The sequence below is a fragment of the Paraburkholderia bannensis genome, assembly GCF_014200455.1.
In the GTDB taxonomy this organism is placed as follows: domain Bacteria; phylum Pseudomonadota; class Gammaproteobacteria; order Burkholderiales; family Burkholderiaceae; genus Paraburkholderia; species Paraburkholderia bannensis_A.
Window position 1 is genome coordinate 58,224 of the sequence record NZ_JACHBW010000012.1, and the last position, 22,126, is coordinate 80,349.

20 protein-coding genes are annotated in these 22,126 nt (G+C 62.0%); 17 read left to right on the forward strand and 3 right to left on the reverse strand.

Going from position 1 to position 22,126, the window contains the following annotated elements:
- Positions 1-147 precede the first annotated feature (147 nt).
- A complete protein-coding gene (locus tag F4827_RS20440) occupies positions 148-1,269 on the forward strand; it encodes an NADH:flavin oxidoreductase (RefSeq protein WP_183726457.1) in 1,122 nt (373 codons plus the stop codon).
- Here the strand turns inward: F4827_RS20440 and F4827_RS20445 are convergent.
- Positions 1,266-2,375: a GGDEF domain-containing protein gene (locus F4827_RS20445; protein WP_260175334.1), complete on the reverse strand. Its 1,110-nt coding sequence runs from the start codon at positions 2,373-2,375 to the stop codon at positions 1,266-1,268. The two genes, F4827_RS20440 and F4827_RS20445, sit on opposite strands and share 4 nt — an antisense overlap.
- A gap of 424 nt (positions 2,376-2,799) precedes the next feature.
- Here F4827_RS20445 and F4827_RS20450 point away from each other — a divergent pair, with 424 nt between their 5' ends.
- Positions 2,800-3,708, forward strand: a complete 909-nt coding sequence (locus F4827_RS20450) for a LysR family transcriptional regulator (protein WP_183726799.1) — start codon at positions 2,800-2,802, stop codon at positions 3,706-3,708.
- Between the two features lie 176 nt (positions 3,709-3,884).
- On the forward strand, positions 3,885-4,805 hold the full coding sequence (locus F4827_RS20455; RefSeq protein ID WP_183726461.1) for a bestrophin family protein: 921 nt from the start codon (positions 3,885-3,887) through the stop codon (positions 4,803-4,805).
- A gap of 40 nt (positions 4,806-4,845) precedes the next feature.
- Here F4827_RS20455 and F4827_RS20460 read toward each other — a convergent pair whose 3' ends face one another.
- Positions 4,846-6,270 carry a PLP-dependent aminotransferase family protein gene (locus F4827_RS20460; protein ID WP_183726464.1) on the reverse strand — a complete coding sequence of 475 codons (1,425 nt, stop codon included), beginning with the start codon at positions 6,268-6,270 and terminating at the stop codon, positions 4,846-4,848.
- Between the two features lie 179 nt (positions 6,271-6,449).
- On the opposite strand from F4827_RS20460, the gene F4827_RS20465 reads away from it, so the two are divergent.
- The 8 genes from F4827_RS20465 to moaD all read left to right on the forward strand — a co-directional run bounded on the left by F4827_RS20465 (position 6,450) and on the right by moaD (position 17,989).
- Positions 6,450-8,777 carry an FdhF/YdeP family oxidoreductase gene (locus tag F4827_RS20465; protein WP_183726466.1) on the forward strand — a complete coding sequence of 776 codons (2,328 nt, stop codon included), beginning with the start codon at positions 6,450-6,452 and terminating at the stop codon, positions 8,775-8,777.
- Positions 8,778-8,835: 58 nt separating this feature from the next.
- Positions 8,836-10,230, forward strand: a complete 1,395-nt coding sequence (locus tag F4827_RS20470) for a cytochrome ubiquinol oxidase subunit I (protein WP_183726468.1) — start codon at positions 8,836-8,838, stop codon at positions 10,228-10,230.
- A 52-nt stretch (positions 10,231-10,282) separates the two neighbouring features.
- Positions 10,283-11,269 carry a cytochrome d ubiquinol oxidase subunit II gene (gene cydB / locus F4827_RS20475; protein WP_183726470.1) on the forward strand — a complete coding sequence of 329 codons (987 nt, stop codon included), beginning with the start codon at positions 10,283-10,285 and terminating at the stop codon, positions 11,267-11,269.
- A gap of 443 nt (positions 11,270-11,712) precedes the next feature.
- The gene (locus F4827_RS20480; RefSeq protein ID WP_183726472.1) at positions 11,713-13,995 is read left to right on the forward strand and encodes an FdhF/YdeP family oxidoreductase; all 2,283 of its coding nucleotides are present in this window, start codon (positions 11,713-11,715) and stop codon (positions 13,993-13,995) included.
- Positions 13,996-14,053: 58 nt separating this feature from the next.
- On the forward strand, positions 14,054-15,442 hold the full coding sequence (locus F4827_RS20485) for a cytochrome ubiquinol oxidase subunit I (RefSeq protein WP_183726474.1): 1,389 nt from the start codon (positions 14,054-14,056) through the stop codon (positions 15,440-15,442).
- 4 nt (positions 15,443-15,446) lie between these two features.
- Positions 15,447-16,454 (forward strand): cytochrome d ubiquinol oxidase subunit II, encoded by a 1,008-nt coding sequence (gene cydB / locus F4827_RS20490; RefSeq protein WP_183726476.1) that lies wholly within the window; start codon positions 15,447-15,449, stop codon positions 16,452-16,454.
- Positions 16,455-16,631: 177 nt separating this feature from the next.
- A complete protein-coding gene (gene moaA / locus F4827_RS20495) occupies positions 16,632-17,696 on the forward strand; it encodes a GTP 3',8-cyclase MoaA (RefSeq protein WP_183726478.1) in 1,065 nt (354 codons plus the stop codon).
- A gap of 23 nt (positions 17,697-17,719) precedes the next feature.
- Positions 17,720-17,989 carry a molybdopterin converting factor subunit 1 gene (moaD, locus tag F4827_RS20500; protein WP_183726480.1) on the forward strand — a complete coding sequence of 90 codons (270 nt, stop codon included), beginning with the start codon at positions 17,720-17,722 and terminating at the stop codon, positions 17,987-17,989.
- 170 nt (positions 17,990-18,159) lie between these two features.
- Here moaD and F4827_RS20505 read toward each other — a convergent pair whose 3' ends face one another.
- A complete protein-coding gene (locus F4827_RS20505) occupies positions 18,160-18,573 on the reverse strand; it encodes a DUF3331 domain-containing protein (protein ID WP_260175335.1) in 414 nt (137 codons plus the stop codon).
- 368 nt (positions 18,574-18,941) lie between these two features.
- Here F4827_RS20505 and F4827_RS20510 point away from each other — a divergent pair, with 368 nt between their 5' ends.
- The 6 genes from F4827_RS20510 (at position 18,942) to frmR (ending at position 22,105) form a co-directional block, all read left to right on the forward strand.
- Complete coding sequence (locus tag F4827_RS20510) at positions 18,942-19,133, forward strand: hypothetical protein (protein WP_183726483.1); 192 nt, start codon at positions 18,942-18,944, stop codon at positions 19,131-19,133.
- A 76-nt stretch (positions 19,134-19,209) separates the two neighbouring features.
- Positions 19,210-19,521, forward strand: coding sequence for a DUF2282 domain-containing protein (locus F4827_RS20515; RefSeq protein WP_183726485.1), 312 nt, complete (start codon positions 19,210-19,212; stop codon positions 19,519-19,521).
- A gap of 64 nt (positions 19,522-19,585) precedes the next feature.
- Positions 19,586-20,452 (forward strand): DUF692 domain-containing protein, encoded by an 867-nt coding sequence (locus tag F4827_RS20520; RefSeq protein WP_260175336.1) that lies wholly within the window; start codon positions 19,586-19,588, stop codon positions 20,450-20,452.
- Entirely contained in the window at positions 20,442-21,224 is a 783-nt protein-coding gene (locus F4827_RS20525) for a DNA-binding domain-containing protein (protein ID WP_183726489.1), read from the forward strand. The genes F4827_RS20520 and F4827_RS20525 overlap by 11 nt, the downstream gene beginning before the upstream one ends.
- The gene (locus tag F4827_RS20530) at positions 21,224-21,730 is read left to right on the forward strand and encodes a DoxX family protein (protein ID WP_221303757.1); all 507 of its coding nucleotides are present in this window, start codon (positions 21,224-21,226) and stop codon (positions 21,728-21,730) included. The genes F4827_RS20525 and F4827_RS20530 overlap by 1 nt, the downstream gene beginning before the upstream one ends.
- Before the next feature lie 99 nt (positions 21,731-21,829).
- Positions 21,830-22,105 (forward strand): formaldehyde-responsive transcriptional repressor FrmR, encoded by a 276-nt coding sequence (gene frmR, locus F4827_RS20535; RefSeq protein WP_183726494.1) that lies wholly within the window; start codon positions 21,830-21,832, stop codon positions 22,103-22,105.
- The last annotated feature ends 21 nt before the right edge of the window (positions 22,106-22,126 follow it).

Sequence of the window (22,126 nt, forward strand, 5' to 3'; positions counted from 1 at the left end):
GTTATTGACGTCTGGTATCCAGAATATACCATTCGGGGTGCGGCTGAATTCCACGGCGAGCCCTCTCACGAGTTGCATTGAATGCCGCCGGATTTCAGGCAACGCCAATCGATATAACCGCTTCAATCGACACGGAGTCCTTTTTCCATGCCGTCGTTCTCGTCCGATATCCTGTTTCAGCCCTTCACCGTGGGCTCGCTCACGCTGCCCAACCGCATCGTCATGGCGCCGATGACCCGCTCGTTCGCTCCCGAAGGTATTCCGGGTGCGCACAACGCCGCCTACTACCGCCGTCGCGCGGAAGGCGGCGTGGGCCTGATCCTGTCCGAAGGCACGGTCGTGAACCGCCCCGCCTCGCGCAACGATCCCGGCATTCCGTTCTTCCACGGCGAGCAGGCGCTTTCGGGCTGGCAACATGTGATCGACGAGGTGCATGCGGCGGGCGGCAAGATGGGCCCGCAGCTCTGGCATACGGGCGCAGTCAAGAGCTTCATGAGCGACTGGGTGCCCGATGCGCCGGTCGAAAGCCCCTCGGGGCTCGACGCGCCGGGCGTGGCGCGCGGCGTCGCGATGACCGATGCCGATATCGCCGATACCATTGCGGCGTTCGCCCAGGCCGCCGCCGACGCCAGGCGACTTGGCTTCGATACCATCGAACTGCACGGCGCACACGGCTATCTGATCGACCAGTTCTTCTGGTCTGGCAGCAATCAGCGCGACGACCGCTACGGCGGCCCGAGCATCGGCGAGCGCGCGCGTTTCGCCGCCGAGATCGTCGCCGCCGTGCGCGCGGCCGTCGGCCCGGACTTCCCGATCGTGATCCGTCTGAGCCAGTGGAAACAGCAGGACTACAAGGCGCGCCTCGCGCACACGCCGCAGGAAATGGCCCAGTGGCTGGAACCCCTGGTGGAGGCCGGCGCGAACGTGCTGCACTGCTCGCAGCGCCGTTTCTGGGAACCCGAATTCCCGGAAATCGACGGCGAAGCGGGCCTGAACTTCGCCGGCTGGGCGAAGAAGCTCACGGGTGCGGCCACCATCAGCGTGGGATCGGTGGGTCTTTCAGGCGATTTCATGGCGGCGTTCGGCGGCGAAAGCTCGACCAGCGTCGGCCTCGACCGCCTGCTCGAACGCATGGAGCGCAACGAGTTCGATCTGATCGCCGTGGGCCGTGCGCTGCTGACCGACTCACACTGGGTCGCCAAGGTGCGTGACGGCGAGGTCGACAGCCTGCGTGGTTTCGAACCCGCGGCGCTGCGCGAACTCGTTTAAGCGCCAGAGAGCTCGGGCAGATTCGCAACGGTGACGCGATTGCGTCCCGACGCCTTCGCCACATACAGCGCGGAGTCGGCGCGCACGATGGCGCTCTCAAGCGTATCGTGCGCGCCGATGCCGTCGACGCCCGCACTGAGCGTACAGCTCACGCCGTCCGCCGACGAGCGTTCGACCGCGCCGCGCAATTCGTTCGTCATCCTTAGCGCATCGTCCTTGTCCGCATAGGCAAAGACGACCGCGAACTCCTCGCCGCCCAGCCGCCCGAACAGATCGCACGCGCGCAGTTGAGCGGCAATGGCCGACGAAACCTGCGCGAGCAACCGGTCCCCCACCGCGTGGCCGAAGCTGTCGTTGACGGCCTTGAACTTGTCGATATCCAGAATCGCAATCGATAACAGGCCGCCACGCGCGCGAACCTCGCAGAGCAAGGCGTTGGCCCGTTCCATGAATGCGCGACGCGTCAGCGCGCCCGTCAGTTCGTCGGTGGTCGCGAGCTTTTCCATGCGTTCGAGGATGCGTGCGTGCGCAAGCATCACCATGCCCGTGGACATGCAGGGCAAGGTAACGATCGCCAGCCCGAGCAACACCACATTCCATGGCGAAGGCTGGATGAACGAGAGGGTCGGCGCGACGCCAAAGACAATCACGGCGATACGCGCGAAATAAAACAGCGCGCCAAGCCAGGCGGAAGCCGCAATCAGGCGGCAGGCGTAGCGCGTGCGTTCGCCGCTGGCATGGCGCAGCGCCAGCACGCCCACGGCGATGCGCCCGTAGATCAGCCCCAGGGAGATCAACACGCCCCGCGCGCCGACCTTGGGTGAGACCAGCGTGAAGTACGCGAGCGCGGCGCACAGCAACGCCAACGCCAGCACCTCGTCGCGACGCACGGCAGGCGCGCCGAAGAAAGATCGCGTGCCCTGCACCAGCAACAGCACCGCGCCCATCGTGGCGAACGAAACCCCGACGATGGTGATCGCACCGCCGCGCGTGCCGGCAATCAGGATCCACGCAGACGCCACCGCCAGCATCGCATAGCCCAGACACCAGCGGATCACGCCCGGCAGCGCAGTGCGGGCCAGTGACCCCAGGATGGCCACACTCATCAGACAAGAGACGATCAGGGTCCCCAACAGAGCGACGGCGCTAGGCATGAACAGGCTTGATCCCGGTAGCGATGGAAAAGCAGGTCAGGACGGGCGTGAAAGCGTTTTGAAATTATCGACGGCGCAGCGCACCCCGTTGCGAGACGCATATCGTATCGCACTGCCCTAACCGGACAATCCCCGTTTTCGCGGAGAACGGGCGCGAAGCGCGGCTTCAGGGGAAAACTGTACTCTGCCGAACCGGGCCAATGTGTGCTTACCGGCATCGACTGTGCTCTTTTAATCTCTTTCCATGATGACGCCGACCAACCGGGAGGTGTTCCCATCCAGGAGTCTGAAGCATGAAAGGAGTCATATGTCGAGTCATGGCCTATCCGCGCCAGCGAGCGCCGGCAAGCATGCGGCGCGTGCCAGGGAGCGGCGCGTGAACCTGCTGGAAGCCATGCGGATCTACGTGAGAGTGGTGGAGCGCGGCAGTATTTCCGGTGCGGCGCGCGATCTGGATATCGGACAGCCCGCCGTGAGCGAGCGCATCGAGCGACTGGAAAAGTACCTTGGCTGCCAATTGCTGCTGCGTAACGCGCGCACATTTCAATGCACGCCGGAAGGCTCGATTTTCCACGAACGCAGCAAAACCGTGCTCGGCGCAGTCGAGCAGGCGCTGGCCGAAGTGGCCAACGACGAGCAGATCGTCAAAGGGACGATCCGCATTGCCGCGCCCCATTGTTTTGGCGAGACGATACTGCCGGAAGGGCTAAAACGCGTGATGACCGATTATCCGCGCCTCGATATCGAACTCGCACTCAACGACAAGATCGCCGATCTCGTGACCGAGGGCGTGGATATTTCGTTTCGTCTCGGGCCACTGGGTGACAGCGCGTATATCGCCTGGCCGCTTGGGCAGATTCGCCGGCTGCTGGTGGCGTCGCCCGCGTATCTGAAACAGCACGATCCGGTTGTCTCGCCGGCGCAACTGGTCAATCACAGTTTCATTCGCGTCAAAGGCAGTTTCGACGCGGATCAGTTGCCTCTTTCGTCCGATGCGAACGTTGTCGAGAGCGCCATGATTCGGACTGCGATTAAAACCACGCATTGGCGGCCGATGTATGAAATGGTGCTGGCAGGCGTGGGGATCGGCGTGCTGGAGGAACCGGCGGCCATGTCCGCGATCGCCGGGGGCCGCCTCGTGCGCGTGCTGCCCGCTTACGAAGTGCCGCCGCTCGCGCTGAATCTGCTGATCCGGCCGCAACGCCCGGTGCCGGCGCGCGTGCGCAAGATCGTCGATACCTTGAAGGCGTTTGTCGGCGAGGCACTTCAAGCAGAAACAGTGTGAAAAGACGCCGCGGCGTCTTTATCCGCTAAGGGGGCGCGCCGCCCTCACTGTACTCGTCGATTCGCCAACGATGTGGTGTACGCGCCCGGTGCACGTACGCGTAACCTCTGAACCTCCGTACTGTGCGCGCACGCAGCCGCCCGGCGCGCTTCGACGCCTCACTCGACCGCTCATTCATGATCATCCGCCCCGCGCCGAACTGGTTTCGCATGCTCTTCGTCTGGCATGGCTCAGTCCTCAAGTCCATCATTCCGCAACTCGCTTTCATGACGCTCGTGAGCCTGCTCGCGATGTATACGCATGGCCGCATCTTCGGCGAAAAAATCCCGCTCAATACCACACCGTTTACGCTCTGCGGCGTGGCGCTAACGATCTTTCTGGCGTTTCGCAACAACGCAAGTTACGAACGTTATTGGGAAGCGCGCCGTCTCTGGGGCAATGCGCTGATCGCGGCCCGCGCGCTGGTTTCGCAGTTTCGTCATTACGTGCCGCCGGGTTCCGCGCCATTTGAAAACCGGCGCATTCCGCGCCTGCTTGTCGCGTTCGCCTATGCGCTCAAGCACCAGTTGCGCCATTCGGACCCGGGCGCCGATCTCGCGCGCCTGCTTGGGCCGGAGCAGGCCGCCGCGCTCGCCGCGCGCGTGTTCCAGCCGGTCATGCTGCTCGACGCAGCGCGCCGCCATCTCGCCGCACTGAACCGCGCGGGCGCACTCTGCGATACCAAACTCTGGATGCTCGACCATCAGCTCAACGAGCTGGGCGCGACGGTGGGCGGCTGTGAGCGCATTCTCAGCACGCCGCTGCCGTTCGCCTATGGCGTGCTTTTGCATCGCACGGTGTACGCGTATTGCGCGCTGTTGCCGTTTGGACTGATCGATTCGATTGGCTTTGCCACGCCGCTCGTCTGCGTATTCGTTTCCTATACGTTGCTGGCACTGGAAGCGATTGCCGGTGAAATATCCGATCCGTTTGGTCTTGCGCCGAACAACCTCGCGCTCGATGCGATAACCCTCACAATCGAGCGCTCGGTGCTGGAACTCTGCGACGAAGCCTTGCCGCCCGCTGCGCGTCCCGGGCCGCATTATCAGCTGACGTGACACCATGCCGGCACGCGACAAGCGCGTGTCCCGGCAACCCTCAACGCGCGCACGACGCCGCCAGCTTGCCCACCGTAATAATCGCCTGCTCGATTTCCGGCGACCATGGCGTGCTGTAATTGAGGCGAATGAAGTTGCGATAGCTGTCCGACACCGAGAACATATTGCCCGGCCCAATCGTGATGCCCCGCGCGAGCGCAAGCTCGTACAGCTTCATCGAATCGACCCTGGCGGGCAATTCGATCCACAGCACGTAGCCGCCTGCGGGGCTGGACATGCGCGTGCCCGCCGGAAAGAAGCGCGTGACCATCGCCTTCATCAGATTGGCCTGCTGCGCGTAACGCTTGCGAATCCGCCGCAAATGATGTTCGTAGCCATCACGCTCCAGGTATTCGGCAATCGCCAGTTGCGGAATCGCCGCCGTGGTGAGCGTATTCAGAAACTTGAGTTTTTCGACCTGATCGCGAAAGCGTCCCGGTATCGCCCAGCCAATGCGGTAGGCGGCGGTCAGGCTCTTCGAAAACGATCCGCAATGCAACACCATGCCCTTTTTATCGTACGATTTGAGCGTAGTGGGATGTGAATCGCCAAAATACAGTTCGTTATACACACCATTTTCGATTACCGGAATGTTGTTCCTCGCGAGCAGATCGACCAGCTCCCGCTTGCGTTCGTCTGGCATGAGGAACCCCAGCGGATTCTGAAAATTCGGCATCACCATGCACGCGGCAACCGGCTGCGTGTCGATGATCCTGGCCAGCGCGTCCACTTCGATGCCGTATTCCGGATGCGTCGCCACTTCGATCGCCTTCATGCCGGAACGCTCGATAGCGTGCAGCATCGCGTAAAACGTGGGCGATTCCACTGCGATCACGTCACCCGGTTTGGCAACCGCCTGCAGGCATAGGTTGATTGCCTCGGTCGCGCCCACTGTCACGATGATTTCGTTCGGGTCAACGGCCATGCCGTTTTCCAGGTAGCGTCGTGCAATCTGCCGCACCAGTTCAGGACTGCCGGGCGGCAAGGCGTGGGTGACGCCCCACGACGATCGCTTGCGGCCCACTGCGGTGGAATAGCGGTTGAGCTTTTCGTAAGGAAACAGTTGGGGATCGGGATACGGCGAGCCCAGCGGCACGGCATCGTCCGCGCCAATCGAGCGCAGTGTGGAAAGCACCAGCCGGCTCACATCCACTTCGGCCGAGGCCGCAACCGGGCGGCTAGGGCGCAGGTCGTCGGCGTGCGTGCCGCTTTCGGCCGCGCGCGCGCTCACGAAATAGCCCGACTGTGGCCGGCTTTCCAGTACGCCACGACTTTCCAGCAGCAAATAGGCGCGAATCACGGTGGTAATGCTGATGCGATGCTGCTGGCTTGCCTGACGCACTGAAGGTACTCGGTCGCCTGGCCGGAATACGCCCTTGCGGATCAGCGTTTCGATGTCGTCCGCGAGCTTTTCATAGAGTTTCACTGCTTTCTCCCCGGAGGCCGCTCGCAGCACTGCCAACGCAGTGTACTGCTGCGGGCGAAACTGTACTCTAAGTGATGTCCTGTTTCTGTGTGTCTTGCGCATGGCCCATAACTTTTACGCTTGCGCATAGCTCGCGGAACTCTCCCGAGACCGCGCAAACGACAACGGAGCCAGGCGTAATGGACAAGCTGAAACCCAAGGGCAAAATCGAGGCCTATCACCATCCGGCCGCGGGCTGGGGCGCGCTCAAGTATGTCGCCATCAATCTGATCAAGGAGCGCGTGTCGGGCGGCAATTACCGCACACTGTTCAAGCAGAATCAGCCTGACGGCTTCGACTGCCCGGGTTGTGCGTGGCCCGACCGCGAACACGCCTCCACGTTCGAGTTCTGCGAAAACGGCGTGAAGGCCGTGGCCGCCGAAGCGACCACCAAACGCGTGACGCCCGCCTTCTTCGAAGCCAATACGGTCGAGTCGCTCATGAAGCAGACCGACCATGAACTCGAACAGCACGGCCGCCTCACCGACCCGATGGTGTACGACGCCCTCACCGACCGCTACAAACCCATTGCATGGCGCGACGCTTTCGCGCTGATCGCGAAACACCTCAACGAACTCGATTCGCCCGACGAAGCCGCGTTCTACACGTCAGGTCGCGCCAGCAACGAAGCCGCGTTTCTCTATCAGCTGTTCGTGCGCATGTACGGCACCAACAATTTTCCCGACTGCTCGAACATGTGTCACGAGGCCACCAGCCGGGGCCTGCCGACCACGGTTGGCATCGGCAAGGGCACGGTGACGCTTGAAGACTTCGAACTCGCCGACACCATCATTATCTTCGGCCAGAATCCGGCGACCAACCATCCGCGCATGCTCGGCGAACTGCGCGAGGCTTCACGGCGCGGCGCGACGATTGTGTCGGTGAATCCGCTGCGCGAGCGCGGACTCGAACGCTTCACCAGCCCGCAGCACCCGCTGGAGATGATCACCTTCGGCAGCACGAAAATCGCCTCGACCTTCATTCAACCGAAGCTCGGCGGCGACTTCGCGCTCATCAAAGGCGTGGCCAAGCGCCTGATCGAACTGGACGACGAGGCGCTCGAAAACGGCACCGAACGCGTGATCGATCTCGACTTCATCACCCAGCACACGCTGGGATTCAACGCCTTCGCAGAAGATCTGCGCAACGAAAGCTGGCCGCTGCTCGAAGCGGAATCGGGCGTGGCGCGTGAAGACATCGAGGGCCTCGCGCGCATTTACGCCAATGGCAAGCGCGTGATCGCAACATGGGGCATGGGCATCACGCAGCACAAGCATTCGGTGCAGACGGTGCACATGCTCTCCAACCTGCTGATGATGCGCGGCAATATCGGCCGTGAAGGCGCGGGGCTGTGCCCTGTGCGCGGCCATTCCAATGTGCAGGGCAACCGCACGGTCGGCATCGAGGAAAAGCCTTCCCAGGCGTTTCTCGATCGTCTGGGCAAGGTGTTCGACTTCGAACCACCGCGCGAGCAGGGGCTCGATGTGGTGGAAACCGTCGAGCATATGATCGAAGGCGAAGTCAAGGTGTTCATGGGGCTGGGCGGCAACTTCGCCATGGCGACGCCCGACACGCTGCGCACCTTCGATGCCCTGCGCTCGTGCAGGCTCACCGTGCACATCACCACCAAGCTCAACCGCAGCCATCTCGTGCATGGCGAAAACGCGCTGATCCTGCCCACGCTCGGGCGCACTGAAATCGACGTGCAGAACGGCGTCGCCCAGGGCGTGACGGTGGAAGACTCGATGAGCATGGTGCACATCTCCTACGGCATGAACAAGCCGGCCTCGCCGAATCTGATGTCGGAGACGGCCATCGTCGCGAATATCGCGCACGCCACGCTGGGCGACGCCAAGGTGGACTGGCTCGGCCACGCCGGCAATTACGCGAAGATCCGCGACGCCATCGAACAGACGATCGAGGGCTTCGATCAGTACAACGCGCGCATCCAGCATCCGGGCGGCTTCCATCTGCGCGTGGCCTCGCGCGAGCGCGACTGGAAGACCGACACGGGCAAGGCCAATTTCATCGTGCATCCCGTGCAGCAGGACACGCCGATCGCGCGCGCCAAGGCGCAGCACGGCGAGCGCCTGATGACGCTCATGACGACGCGCTCGCACGACCAGTACAACACCACGATTTACGCGCTGGACGACCGCTATCGCGGCGTGTTCGGCCAGCGTCGCGTGGTCTTCATCCATCCCGCCGATATCGCCATGCTGGGCTTCAGGAATGGCGATTGGGTCGATATGAGCACCGTATGGGACGACGGCGTCGAACGCCGCGCGGATCACTTCCGCCTAGTGGAGTACGACATTCCACGCGGCTGTATCGGCGCTTACTACCCCGAGACCAATCCGCTGGTGCCGCTTTCGAGCGTTGGCGATGTGTGCAATACGCCCACCTCGAAGTCGATCCCCGTGCTGCTGCACGCCTCCTCCGAGCCGCTCGAACTGCCCGCTTTCTGATTCCTCGACGGCCGCCCTTTCACTTGCGGCCGTCATTCAACCCCGCCTGGTGAGTCTCATGTCTGTCGAAGCCCTGAATCTGGCGCGCGGTCAATTTGCCATGACCGCGATTTTCCACATACTCTGGCCGATCCTCACGATCAGCCTGTCCGCTTTCCTGCTCGTTGTCGAAACCCTTTGGGTCAAGACCAGCAACGTCGTCTGGTATCGCCACGCGCGTTTCTGGAGCAAGCTGCTTATCCTCAATTTCGCTGTAGGCGTAGTCAGCGGCATTCCGATGGAATTCCAGTTCGGCACCAACTGGGGACCGTTTTCGCAATACACGGGACAGTTCTTCGGCAATATCCTCGGCTTCGAAGGCGCGATGGCCTTCATGCTCGAAGCAGGTTTCGTCGGCATCATGATGCTCGGCTGGGGCCGCGTGCCCAAAGGCGTGCATCTGTTCGCCACGGCCATGGTCGCGCTGGGTTCGTCGCTTTCGGCATTCTGGATCATGGTTGCGAATTCGTGGCTGCAAACGCCTCGCGGTGTCGCGCTGGTGAACGGCAAGCTCGTCGTGACCGACTATGTGAAGGCGATTTTTAATCCCGACATGTACTGGGGCGTCTCGCATATGTGGTTCGCAGCGCTCGAAACAGGTCTGGTCGTGATCGCCGGCATTTCCGCCTATTACCTCCTCAAGCGCCGCAACCCGGAATTCTTCGTGCGCTCGTTCAAGCTCGCGCTGTTGCTGCTCGCCTTCGTCGCGCCCGTGCAGATCTGGCTCGGCGATTCGAGCGGCGTGGACGTTTTCGAAACGCAGCCTGCCAAAGGCGCAGCGATCGAAGGGCACTGGCAGACCAACGCGCCGGGCACGGGCGCAAGCTGGTCGCTGCTCGCCTGGCCCGATGCCGCGAAGCAAGGCAACGACTGGTCGCTCGAAGTGCCCGGCATGTTGAGTATTCTGGGTACCCATAGTCTGCACGGCAAAGTCACCGGCATGCGCGATATTCCGGTAGCGGACCAGCCGCCCATGCTGCCGCTGCTCTATTACGCGTTCCGAGCGATGGCCGGTATCGGCTTCCTGTTTATGGTTCTTGCGTTCTGGACGCTCTACGCCTTCAACAAATCGCGTGGTCATCTGGAAAAGCTGCTCGCGCAACGCAAGCTGCTGCTCGCCTGGATGCTGGCGATTCCGCTGCCCTATATCGCGGTGGAATGCGGCTGGATCGTGCGTGAAGTGGGCCGCCAGCCGTGGGTAGTCTACGGACTGCTGCGCACCGATCACGCCGCTTCGGCGATTCCCGCCGGGGCAATCACGGGCAGCATGATCATGTTCGCGATTTTCTTCGTGCTGCTGATCAGTTCGTTCTTCGTGTTCGCTCGCCGCTGGCTGCGCCGCGGCCCCGATCTCACGCTGATGCCGCCGGTCGAAGGCGCACACCAGCCGGTGCCGCACACCGTCGACTATTGATCGCCACTGCATTTCAAGCGCCTCGCGCGCACTCATCGAACAGGAGGTCATCATGAATCCCGCTTCAACTCAGGACCTGCTCAACCATGCGTGGTTCGGGCTTATCGGCCTGATGCTCGTGCTGTACGTCGTCACCGACGGCTTCGATCTGGGTGTCGGCATCCTCACGCTGCTGCGTCGCCGTGAAGCCGACCGCGATCTCATGGTCCAGTCGATCGGCCATGTCTGGGACGCCAACGAGACCTGGCTCGTCGCACTGGGAGGCGCGCTCTTCGGTGCATTTCCCGCCGCCTACGCGGAGATCCTCTCGGACCTCTACGTGCCGGTGATGGTGCTGATCGCCAGCTTCATCATGCGCGGCGCCGCCATCGAATTCCGTCACGCCGCGCATACGAGCAAGCTCGTGTGGGACCGCGTATTCGGTTTCGGCAGCCTGCTGGCGGCCATCTCGCAAGGCGTGGTACTGGGCAAGATCCTCACCGGCTTCGTGCCGGGACTTGCCAGCACGGGCTTTGTGATCGTGACGGCCATCGGCGTGGTGTCGGGCTATTGCCTGCTCGGCGCGACGTGGTTGATCAAAAAGACCACCGGCGCGGTCGAAAGCCGTTCGCGCAGCCATGCGATCATCGCGGTATTTACGACCGTGGCGGCCGCGCTGGTGGTGTCGCTCGCAACACTCAAGCTCAGCCCCGTCGGCATCACGCGCTGGCAGGATCACGGCGTATTCCACCTGCTGATCGCACTCGGCATATTGGCTGCGCTCGCGTTCGTCTATACGCTGTATTCGATTCACATGCGCGGCGAGCACGGTCCATTCGTGGGCGCGACGCTGCTGTTCGTGCTGTCGTTCGCGGGCCTTGCAATCAGCATGTTTCCTTACATCGTGCCGGGACAACTCACGGTGGCGGACGCCGCTTCGGACGCGACGACCCTCACCTTCATGCTGTTCGGGATCGGCATCGTGTTCCCGATCATGATTGGCTACAACCTCTATCAGTATCACCTGTTCCGCGGCAAGGTCGTACCGGTCGAGCACTAGCACGCGCAAGACCGCAACCGATACCTTGTATCGGCTGTGCCGCTGTTCACGCGAGGCCGCCCTCTCCCTAGAATGGGATGGCGGCTATCTGCCTTTCATGGCATGCAACCCCCGTTCGGCGTCATGCCTGCGCATTCCGCTGACAATTTGGCAATGAAATGTCTTTGAAAAATATTGCGAAGTGAATCAAGCGCAATAACGATGTATTTTCAAGGACATATCGCCTTTCCGGAAAACGCAATTGGGAAAATTCCGGCAATTAAGAACCTTTCATTTATTTCTTGTTTCGGGAAGTTCACTATCTAAACTGAAACCCAGGCACCGGCGGTTCGATGCTTCAGCCACTTGCCCGCTTTCGGTGCGGCGTTTTATCGATATCCAAGAGCCACCTAGCCGACATTTAGACATTTAGCCGCGCGCGCGGAAAACCCGAGGAGTTTCCCATGACGAAACTACGTGATGTGCCCGGCGTCCATCCCTACACCGGTCCCGCAGGCGGATGGGGCGCGCTCAAGGCCACCGCCCAGGCGATTCGCGACCAGATGGAAAGCATCGAAGCGCCGATTACGCTGATGCGAACCAATCAGCCCGACGGTTTCGACTGCCCCGGCTGCGCGTGGCCAGACAAGGAACATCGCTCGACCTTCCAGTTCTGCGAAAACGGCGCCAAGGCAGTGACCTGGGAAGCCACCACGAAGCGCGTCACGCCCGACTTCTTCGCGGCGAATACCGTCACCTCGCTGCTGCAAAAGACCGATTACGAGCTGGAAGACATGGGCCGGCTCACGCACCCGATGGTCTATGACCGCGCCTCCGACACCCTGCGCCCCGTCGACTGGGAAGACGCCTTCGCGCGCATCGGCGAAATACTGCGCACGCTCTCGCCCGATCAGGTGGAGTTCTACACCTCCGGGCGCGCCTCGAACGAGGCCGCGTTCCTCTACCAACTGTTCGCGCGCGAATTCGGCACCAACAATTTCCCCGACTGCTCGAACATGTGCCACGAGCCGACCAGCGTGGGCCTGCCGCGCTCGATCGGCATCGGCAAGGGCACGGTGTCGCTCGACGATTTCGATACGACCGAACTTATCATCTCGATCGGCCATAATCCCGGCACCAATCACCCGCGCATGATGGGCACGCTACACGAAGCCGCGCGCCGCAACGTGCCGATCATCGTCTTCAATCCCTTGCGCGAACGGGCGCTGGAGCGCTTCGCCGATCCTCAGAGCATGATGGAGATGGCGACCTTCGGCTCGACGCGCATCGCCTCGACCTATTTTCAGGTGGACGCGGGCGGCGACGCGGCCGCGCTCAAGGGGGTGATGAAATCGCTCCTGAAAATGGAGGCGGAGCAAGGCGGCGTGCTCGACAAGGACTTCATCGCCGCGCACACCAACGGCTTCGACGCGTTCGCGGCGGACCTGGAAGCCACCAGTTGGGAAGACATCGAAAAGGCCAGCGGCCTCGCGCGCGCCGACCTCGAACACGTCGCGATCGAATACGCGAAATCCAACGCCACGATCGTCACCTACGGCATGGGCGTCACGCAGCACAACAAGGGCACGGCCACCGTGCGCCTGCTCGCCGATCTGCTGCTGATGCGCGGCAATATCGGCAAGCCCGGCGCGGGCATCTGCCCCTTGCGCGGTCACTCCAACGTGCAGGGCAACCGCACCGTCGGCATCACCGAAAAACCCTCGCCGGCCTTCCTGAAGCTGATCGAAGACGCCTGCGGATTCACGCCGCCCGCCGCTCACGGCCACGACGCGGTACAGGCCATGCAGGCGATGATCGAAGGCAAGGCGCGAGCGCTGCTGTGCCTGGGCGGCAATTTCGCGGTGGCGCTGCCCGATCCGGAGCAGGCATTCCCGGCAATGGCCGCGCTCGACCTGGCCGTGCATATCGGCACAAAACTCAATCGTACGCATCTGCTGGTGGCGAGGGAAACGTATATCTTTCCGTGCCTGGGCCGCACGGAGCTCGACATGCAGGGCAGCGGGCGGCAATCGGTGACGGTGGAGGATTCGATGTCGATGGTGCATGCCTCCGCGGGCAAGCTCAAGCCCGCATCCGACCAGCTGCGCTCCGAACCGGCCATCGTCGCGGGCATGGCGCGTGCCACCATGCCGAACTCGAAAGTCGACTGGATGGATCTTATCTCCGACTACGACAAGATTCGCGAGCTGATCGAGCGCACGGTGCCGGGCTTCGAGGATTTCAACCGGCGCATCCGCGAGCCCGGCGGCTTTCGCCTGCCGCTGCCGCCCACCGGGCGCGAGTGGCACACGCCCTCGGGCAAGGCAGAGTTCTCCGTCTACGAGGGCGTCAAGGAAGATGCCGACGTGCTGGGCGCAGAGAACGTGCTGCGGCTCATCACCATCCGCAGCCACGATCAGTACAACACCACCATCTACGCGATGGACGACCGCTATCGCGGCGTGTTCGGGCGGCGCGACGTGCTCTTCATGAACGCGGACGACATGGCCGCTCTCGGCATCGAACACGGCGATCTGGTCGATATCGAAACCGTCACCTCGGGCCGTGTGCTCAAAATGAAGAACATCACGGCAATTGTGTATAGCATTGCCAGAGGGTCGGTCGCGGCTTATTACCCCGAAGCCAACGTACTGGTGCCGCTCGATTACATCGACAAGGACAGCGGGACGCCGTCGTACAAATCCGTTCCGGTCCAGGTCGTGCGCGCGTCGAACGCGCAACCGTAATGCGTTTTCGCTCGTAAACGCAAACACTGGAAGTCGTCAACAGGAGTTCACGAGAATCATGAATATCTTCGACGCTTTTCATCTGGCCCGCCTGCAGTTTGCGTTTACCGTCTCCTTTCATATCGCGTTTCCCGCCATCAGTATTGGCATGGCGAGTTTTCTCGCCGTGCTGGAATGGCGTTTGCTTCTCACGGGCGACGCGTCATACAAGGACATGTACCGCTTCTGGTCGAAAATCTTCGCGGTGGGCTTTGGCATGGGCGTGGTGTCGGGCGTGGTGATGGCGTACGAATTCGGCACCAACTGGAGCGGCTTTTCCACCGTGGCGGGCAATATCACCGGGCCGCTCCTCACTTATGAAGTGCTTACCGCCTTCTTCCTGGAAGCGGGTTTTCTCGGCGTGATGTTGTTTGGCTGGAACCGTGTGAGTCCAAGGGCGCATTTCTTCGCCACCGTGATGGTGGCTATCGGCACACTGATTTCCACCTTCTGGATTCTCTCGTCCAATAGCTTCATGCAGACGCCGCAAGGCTATGCGATCCAGAACGGCCGCATCGTTCCGGTGGACTGGTGGAAGATCATCTTCAATCCATCGTTCCCCTTCCGTCTCGCTCATATGACGATTGCGGCATTCATCGTTGCGGCGTTTATCGTCGCCGCGTGCGGTGCCTGGCATCTGCTCAAGGGACGGCGCGACATGCCGGTGAAGCGCAGCTTTTCGATGGCGCTCTGGATGCTGCTGTTTCTCGCCCCTATCCAGATCGTGGTGGGCGACGCGCACGGTCTGAATACGCGCGAATATCAGCCGGCCAAGATCGCGGCGATCGAAGGACTTTGGGAAACGGAGCATGGCGGCACCGCGCTCAATCTCGTCGGCCTGCCCGATATGAACGCCGAAGTCACGCGCTACGCGATCCAGATTCCCCACCTTGGCAGCCTGATTCTCACCCATAGCTGGGACGGCGAAATCCGCGGCCTCAAGGAATTCGCCCCGCAGGACCGCCCCTACTCGCCCATCGTGTTCTGGACCTTTCGCATCATGGCGGGGCTGGGCATGTTGATGCTGCTGACCGCCGTGCTGGGCCTGATCCTGCGGCGCGGCGGGCGGCTCTACGAAACGCGCTGGTTCCAGTGGCTGGTCTTTTGCATGGGGCCGTCCGGCATCGTCGCGCTGCTGGCCGGCTGGATCACCACCGAGGTGGGCCGCCAACCGTGGACCGTTTATGGCGTGATGCGCACGATCGATTCCGTGTCGCCGATTGGCGCCCAGCAGGCGGGCGTTTCGCTGCTGATCTTCGTGATCGTCTATTTCCTGGTGTTCGGAACCGGCGTTTATTACATGCTCAAAATGATGAAGAAAGGCCCGGCAACCGGCGTGGAAAGCACGGAGTCGCTCAAGTATCCGGGATTGCACAATCGCGCACTCGACGCCGTGGTGGGGGAATAAGGCCATGCAAATCGACCTTCCTGTGATCTGGGCCGGCATCATCGGCCTCGGCGTGTTTATTTACGTGATGCTCGACGGTTTCGATCTGGGCATCGGGCTGCTGTTTCCGTTCTTCGAAGGCAAAGGCGAGCGCGACGTCATGCTCAATACGGTCGCGCCCGTCTGGGACGGCAACGAGACCTTTCTGGTGCTGGGCGGCGCGGGCCTGTATGGCGCGTTTCCCGTGGTGTATTCCACGCTGCTGCCCGCCAATTACATGCCGCTCATTCTGATGGTGGTAGGCCTGATCTTTCGCGGCGCGGCCTTCGAATTGCGCTCCAAGGCCACGCGCACGCAGCATGCGTGGGATCTGGCGTTTATCGGCGGTTCTGCGCTTGCGGCGATGTGCCAGGGCATCACGCTGGGCTCGTTGCTGCAAGGCATCAAGATCGTCGACGATAAATTCGCAGGCGATCCGTTCGACTGGTTTTCGCCGTTCAGCGTGTTTTGCGGCATTGGCGTGCTGCTCACCTATGCCACGCTGGGCTGCGGCTGGCTGATCCTCAAAACGGACGGCGAACTGCAGCGCAAGATGCGCTTCGTCATGCGCCCGCTCGTTGCCATCCTGCTGCTGGCGATTGCCATCGTGAGCCTGTGGACCGTGCTGGGGCTGCCCGCCGTACGGCAACGCTGGTTTTTGAGCGGCGATCTGGGCTATTTCCTGCCGGTGCCGATTCTCGTGGTGCTGTGCGTATGGGGCATCTATCGCTCGCTGAACCTGAACCACGAGGCAATGCCTTTCCTTCTCTCGCTCGCGATCTGCTTTCTGGGCTATACGGGGCTGGTCATCAGCATCTGGCCGTATATCATTCCGCCTTCGCTCACGATCTGGGAAGCGTCGTCGAGTCATTCGAGCCAGTTGTTCGCGCTGGTCGGCACGGTGATCGTGCTGCCGGTCATTCTGGTCTACAACGCCATGCAGTATCGCGTGTTCCGGGGCAAGGTCCGCGAAGGCGACCACGGCTATCACTGAGACGCCGGTTTTCAACTGTACTGCTTCAATCCGTCACGGACTGTGCACCAGGCAGACCGTGACGCGCCCCTATGCTTGAATCTGCAAGCTCGCCCGATCGTCCGAACCTTGTTTCGCGACCGCTCAGGGCGCGCGACCTCCCCATTTTTACGGTTCGCCACGGCTCCGGGAAAGAAAGTGAACGCCATTGCTGAAGCCATCACCTTTGCGCCCGCGCGCGACGAACTCGCTCGCCCGCTGCGCGATCTGCGCCTGTCCGTCATCGATCAGTGCAATTTTCGCTGCACCTACTGCATGCCGCGCGACGTGTTCGACGCCAACTACGCATTCCTGCGGGCTTCCGAGCGTCTTTCGTTCGACCAGATGATGAAGCTCGTGCGCGCCTTCGTGGCGCTTGGCGTCGAAAAGGTCCGCATCACGGGCGGCGAGCCGCTGCTGCGGCGCGGGCTGGAGTCGTTCATCGAACGGCTTGCGGGCGTGAAGACGCTGAGCGGCAAGCCACTGGATATCGCGCTGACGACCAACGGTTCCTTGCTCGCCGCGCGTGCACGCGGCCTGCGCGATGCGGGGCTTTCGCGCGTCACGGTGAGCCTGGACGCGCTGGACGACGCCATCTTTCGCCGCATGAGCGATGTGGACATGCCAGTGGCGCGCATTCTCGACGGCATCGAACAGGCCCAGGCGGTCGGCCTCGCGCCCGTCAAGGTCAACGCCGTGATCGAGCGCGGCGTCAACGACAGCCAGATCCTGCCGCTCGTGCGTCACTTCATGAACACCGATATCGCCATGCGATTCATCGAATTCATGGACGTAGGCGGCGCGGCAGGCTGGTCGAATTCGACTGTGCTTACCGCGCAAAACATGCGGGAGATCGTCGAAAGCGAATTCGCGCTGCTGCCGCTGCGCAGCGCCGATGAATCGTCGACCTCGGTCAACTACCGCCTGGCCCATGGAACGGGCACCGTGGGCTTTATCGCCAGCGTCACGCAGCCGTTTTGCGGCAAGTGTTCGCGGGCGCGCGTATCCGCGGATGGGCAGCTATATACCTGCCTGTTCGCGAAGCAGGGCGCCGATCTGAAACCGTGGCTGGGAGACGCCGTTTCCAGTGAACAATTGATCGACGCCATCAACGCGCGCTGGAACGCGCGCGACGACCAGTACTCGGAACTCAATGCTGACCGGCGACGCAGTGGCGAGCGCAAGCGCTGGCCCACGGTACGCATGTCGCTGGTCGGCGGCTGAGGGCGTTATCGCTTCAAGGCACTATGAAAATCACCATCAAATATTTCGCGAGCATCCGCGAACAGATCGGCGCAGCCGAGGAAGTGATCGAGATCGACGCGCCGCAGATCAGCGTTGGCGATCTGCGCGCCCAGTTGATTGCGCGTAATCCGCGCACCGCGCAAGCGCTGGATACGGCGCGCCCCGTGCGCGTGGCCGTGAATCATGAGATGGTTGCCCAGGCGTTGGTCGACACGCTTTGCGTTCGGCAGGACAGCGAAGTTGCGTTCTTTCCGCCAGTGACCGGTGGCTGACATTGAGTGCGGTAAAGCAGCCGATAATTGATATCGGCGTATAGGCCCTTCGTTCCCAGGTCAGGCGCAGGTAATATCGCCCCGGTCGCGCAAATTGCGCGACGTCCATAGCAGGGCCTCCGCTATCCCCAAAGTCCCCCCGCTTTGGGGATTTTTTTACGGACTACGCCTTATTCGTCCGGTTCGATTTCCAGCGCCGAAGCGAGTACGGCCCAATCCGCGTTGATGGGGGTGGTGCCACGCACGAAAGGCCGGTAGATTTTGTCGCCGCGCTGGATATCGCCGCCCGTGAGCGCGCATTGTCCGCGTTTTCGCGCGATGCACAGGCGCCAGAGTTGCTCGGTGTAGTGCCCGCTGGTGGGATCGCTCCATGACACCGATATGAGTTTGTCCTTGCAGACCTCGACGAAAGCCAGATTGGCACGCCGGGCGGGAACGGCGTCCATGATGTCGGCGTGGGTCGATCGTGAGAAACCGTTCGTGGCATGACAGGCCTTGTCATGCGCGCCATCGTGGAGAACGGAGCCGCCGCCCAGCAGCGTAAGCGTGTATTGCCAGGCATGGTCGATACTGACTTGGTGCATCGTCTGTCTTCCCTTCAAGGGTGAATTGTCAGGCCAGATTCATACGATCATTCTGTCATGCGCAAGCGAGCGAACTACGAATGCAGCGCGAGTCAATCGCGTGTCATCGCATGCTAGCACCGGCATGATGAAAATGATCCATTTCGACCCGATACAATGAATTGGCGGCTCATTCGTCGGGTTTAATCGCTCTGGCGTCCACACTGAATAGTAGTGGCCGCCAATGCGTCCGATGAATCACACTGCGGCCTTGCTCAAGGGAGTACAGTTCGCGGTTTATAAACCTTGCCACGCTTGCTAACGTTCGAATTCTGTCCCGCGCACGTCTGCAATCAAATAATCGATCTCACGCAAACGGCGCGACGATCATGCCGCTGATCGCCTTGATGGAGTTTCGCGGCGATGTTGCGGAGTCGTCGTACGCCGTGGACGATCCGACTCTCGTGTGTCATCGCATTGAGCGCGACATGCTCGTGCACGCGCGACGCCACGGAACCGCGCTCATCGAGAGCGGCGGGCATGGCCGCCCCTGCCGCAAAAAACTCATTTCTGCGCTGTAACCGCTGGCGCGGCGTGGGCGAATTAGCTGTTGTATCCGCGACGGATACCACCTACTTCTACCACCGGAGAACACTCATGTCCGCAAAGCTCAACGTCAATGCCGCGCTGCTCGTTGGCGCTGTCGCAAGCCTGCTCGCGTCCGCCGCTCACGCCGCGCCGCTCACCCAGGCAGAGGCCAGCGCCGCCATCGCCGCACACAAGGAAAAGTGCTATGGCGTCGCGCTAAAAGGCCAAAACGACTGCGCCGCGGGGCCAGGCACGACCTGCCAGGGCACCTCCGCGATGGACTTCCAGGGCAACTCGTGGAAGTTCGTGCAGGGCGGCACCTGCACCAGCATCCAGGTGCCGGGCGGCGGCCACGGCTCGCTCACGCCGATGAAGTCCTGATCGTTCAGGCACGACAAGGAGCGGGACGATCATGAGCGACTTCTTCCGATCAAGGGTATGGCCCATGTCAGGCCGTCCCGCCCTCGTCGGCACGAGTTTCAAGCACGGGCATCTGGGCGCGATCCTCGATGACGGATTCGAAGACGGTTTCTTCGAAGTCCATGCCGAGAACTACATGGGCGCGGGCGGCCCGCCGCATCGTGCGCTCGCTTCCATCCGGGAGCGCCATGCGGTCTCCCTGCATGGCGTGTGCATGTCGCTGGGCAGCCCGGATGCGCTGGATACGGCCCATCTCGCGCGTTTTCGCGATCTGGTTGCACGCTACGAACCGGCCTTCGTTTCCGAACATCTCGCGTGGTCTTCGCACGGTGGCAGTTTCTTCAACGATCTGCTGCCGCTGCCCTATAACCGCGCAACGCTCGCGCATCTATGCGCGCATATCGACCAGATGCAGAACGCAATTGGCCGCACAATCCTGCTAGAAAACCCTTCGACATATGTGATGTTCGCGTCGTCGACGATGAGCGAAACCGGTTTTCTACGCGAAGTCGCGCAGAGAACCGGATGCGGGCTGTTGCTGGACGTCAATAACGTTTTCGTTTCGGCGGTTAATCACGGCTTTTCGGCGCATAAGTATCTCGCGGCGTTTCCGCTCGAATACGTGGGCGAAATCCATCTGGCCGGTCACAGCGAACAGCGCGACGACGAGAACCAGCCCTTGCTTATCGACAGTCACGATCGCCCCGTTGCCGATCGTGTGTGGGATCTCTATCGCGAGGTGATTTCCCGCATCGGCACCGTGCCGACACTAATCGAATGGGACAGCGACCTGCCCGACTGGGACGTCTTGCGCGCGCAGGCCGAAGCGGCGCGGCAGGTCATGACACGCGTCGTCACGGCGTATGACGGGGGCGTTTGCCATGCAAGCTGAACAGCACTCAGCGTATGCGGGCGCATTCGCCCCCGGCTTGTTCGATCCTGCACTGAGCGCGCCCGCCGACGTCATCGCATCGCACGACAAGGGCGTGGTCAAGCGCTACAACGTCTATCGCAACAACGTGACGGTGAGCTTGATCGATGCGCTGGCCGCCATTTATCCGGCTGTACAGCGCATCACCGGCGTCGAATTCTTTCGCGCCATGGCGCGCTTTCATGTGCGCGCAACACCGCCGAACTCGCCGCTGCTGTTCGAATACGGCAGGGATTTTCCAGGCTTTATCGAATCGTATCAATACGCACGCGACATGCCCTGGCTCGCGGATACCGCGCGCATCGATCGCGCATGGCTGGATGCGTACCATGCAGCCGATGCCGCGCCGTTGACGACGCAGGCGTTCGCCGCCGTCGACGCCGGATCGCTTGCGCAGCTTCGGTTTATCGCTCACCCGGCCGCGCGCATCGTGCGTTCGCGCTATCCGGCGGTATCGATTTTCGCCATGAACCGCAAGGACGGGCCGGTCGAGCCGCTCCATGCCAGCGACGCGCAGGACGCGCTCGTCACGCGCCCCGATCAGGACGTGATCGTTTCGCAACTGCCCGCCGGTGGCGCGGCGTTCCTGCTGGCGCTGATAGCCGGTGTGCCGCTGGGCGCAGCAGTGGAAGCCGCGCTGCAAGACAACGAATCGTTCGATATCCATATTAATCTGCAAGCGATGATTACCGCCGGTGTATTCACCGCGATCCGTTCCGGAGCCCCATCATGATGTCGACCCAGCAAGAACTCAAGCCGTCCGCGCAGGCCTTTGTCACGAATGCGATTGCGCGCGCCCGGCATGCGATCGAAGCGCTCGCCCAGCCCTGGCTGGTGCAACTCGTGCTGCGTCTTGCGCTTGCCGTGCCGTTCTGGCGTTCCGGCATCCTCAAATGGCACGGTTTCCTGCATCTCAACGATACGGCAATCACGCTGTTCACCGACGAGTTCCAGCTTCACCTGCCGGGCGGCCCGTATCCCTTTCCCGCGCCCGCTGTGTTCGCGTTTCTTTCCGCGTGCGGCGAAGTGGGCTTCCCCGTGCTGCTGGTGCTGGGGTTGGGCACGCGTTTCGCGGCGGCGGGTCTGTTCCTGATGACCTGCATCATCGAATTGACCGTCCCCGACGGCTGGCCCATTCACATCACCTGGGCCGCGATGGCGCTGGGCATCGCCGCATGGGGTCCGGGCAGGATCTCGATCGACTGGCTGCTGGGCGACCGCGCGAGCCGCTCCAGCTAAGCAGATGTGCAATCCCGCGGCTCGCCGGCCGGGCCGCCGTCCCATACTCCCCCACAGTACTATGGCATACTCCCGTCCAGTATGTGACCGGGAGCCATCATGCCCCACACCGTCGAAGAGAAAAAGCGTGTTCTGGCCCGGGTTCGCCGCGTGCGCGGCCAGCTGGACGCGCTCGAACGCGCGCTGGAAGAAGGCGCGGATTGCGGGCCCATTCTCCAGCAGATTGCGGCCATGCGCGGCGCCATCAACGGCTTGATGGCGGGCGTGCTTGAAAGCCATCTGCGCGCGGAATTCTCAGGCCTCGCGCCCTCTGACGACAATTCCAGAAAATCCATTGACGAAGTCGTTTCGCTTGTGCGTTCCTATCTTCGTTGATGCTGTTTCGATGATCGACTG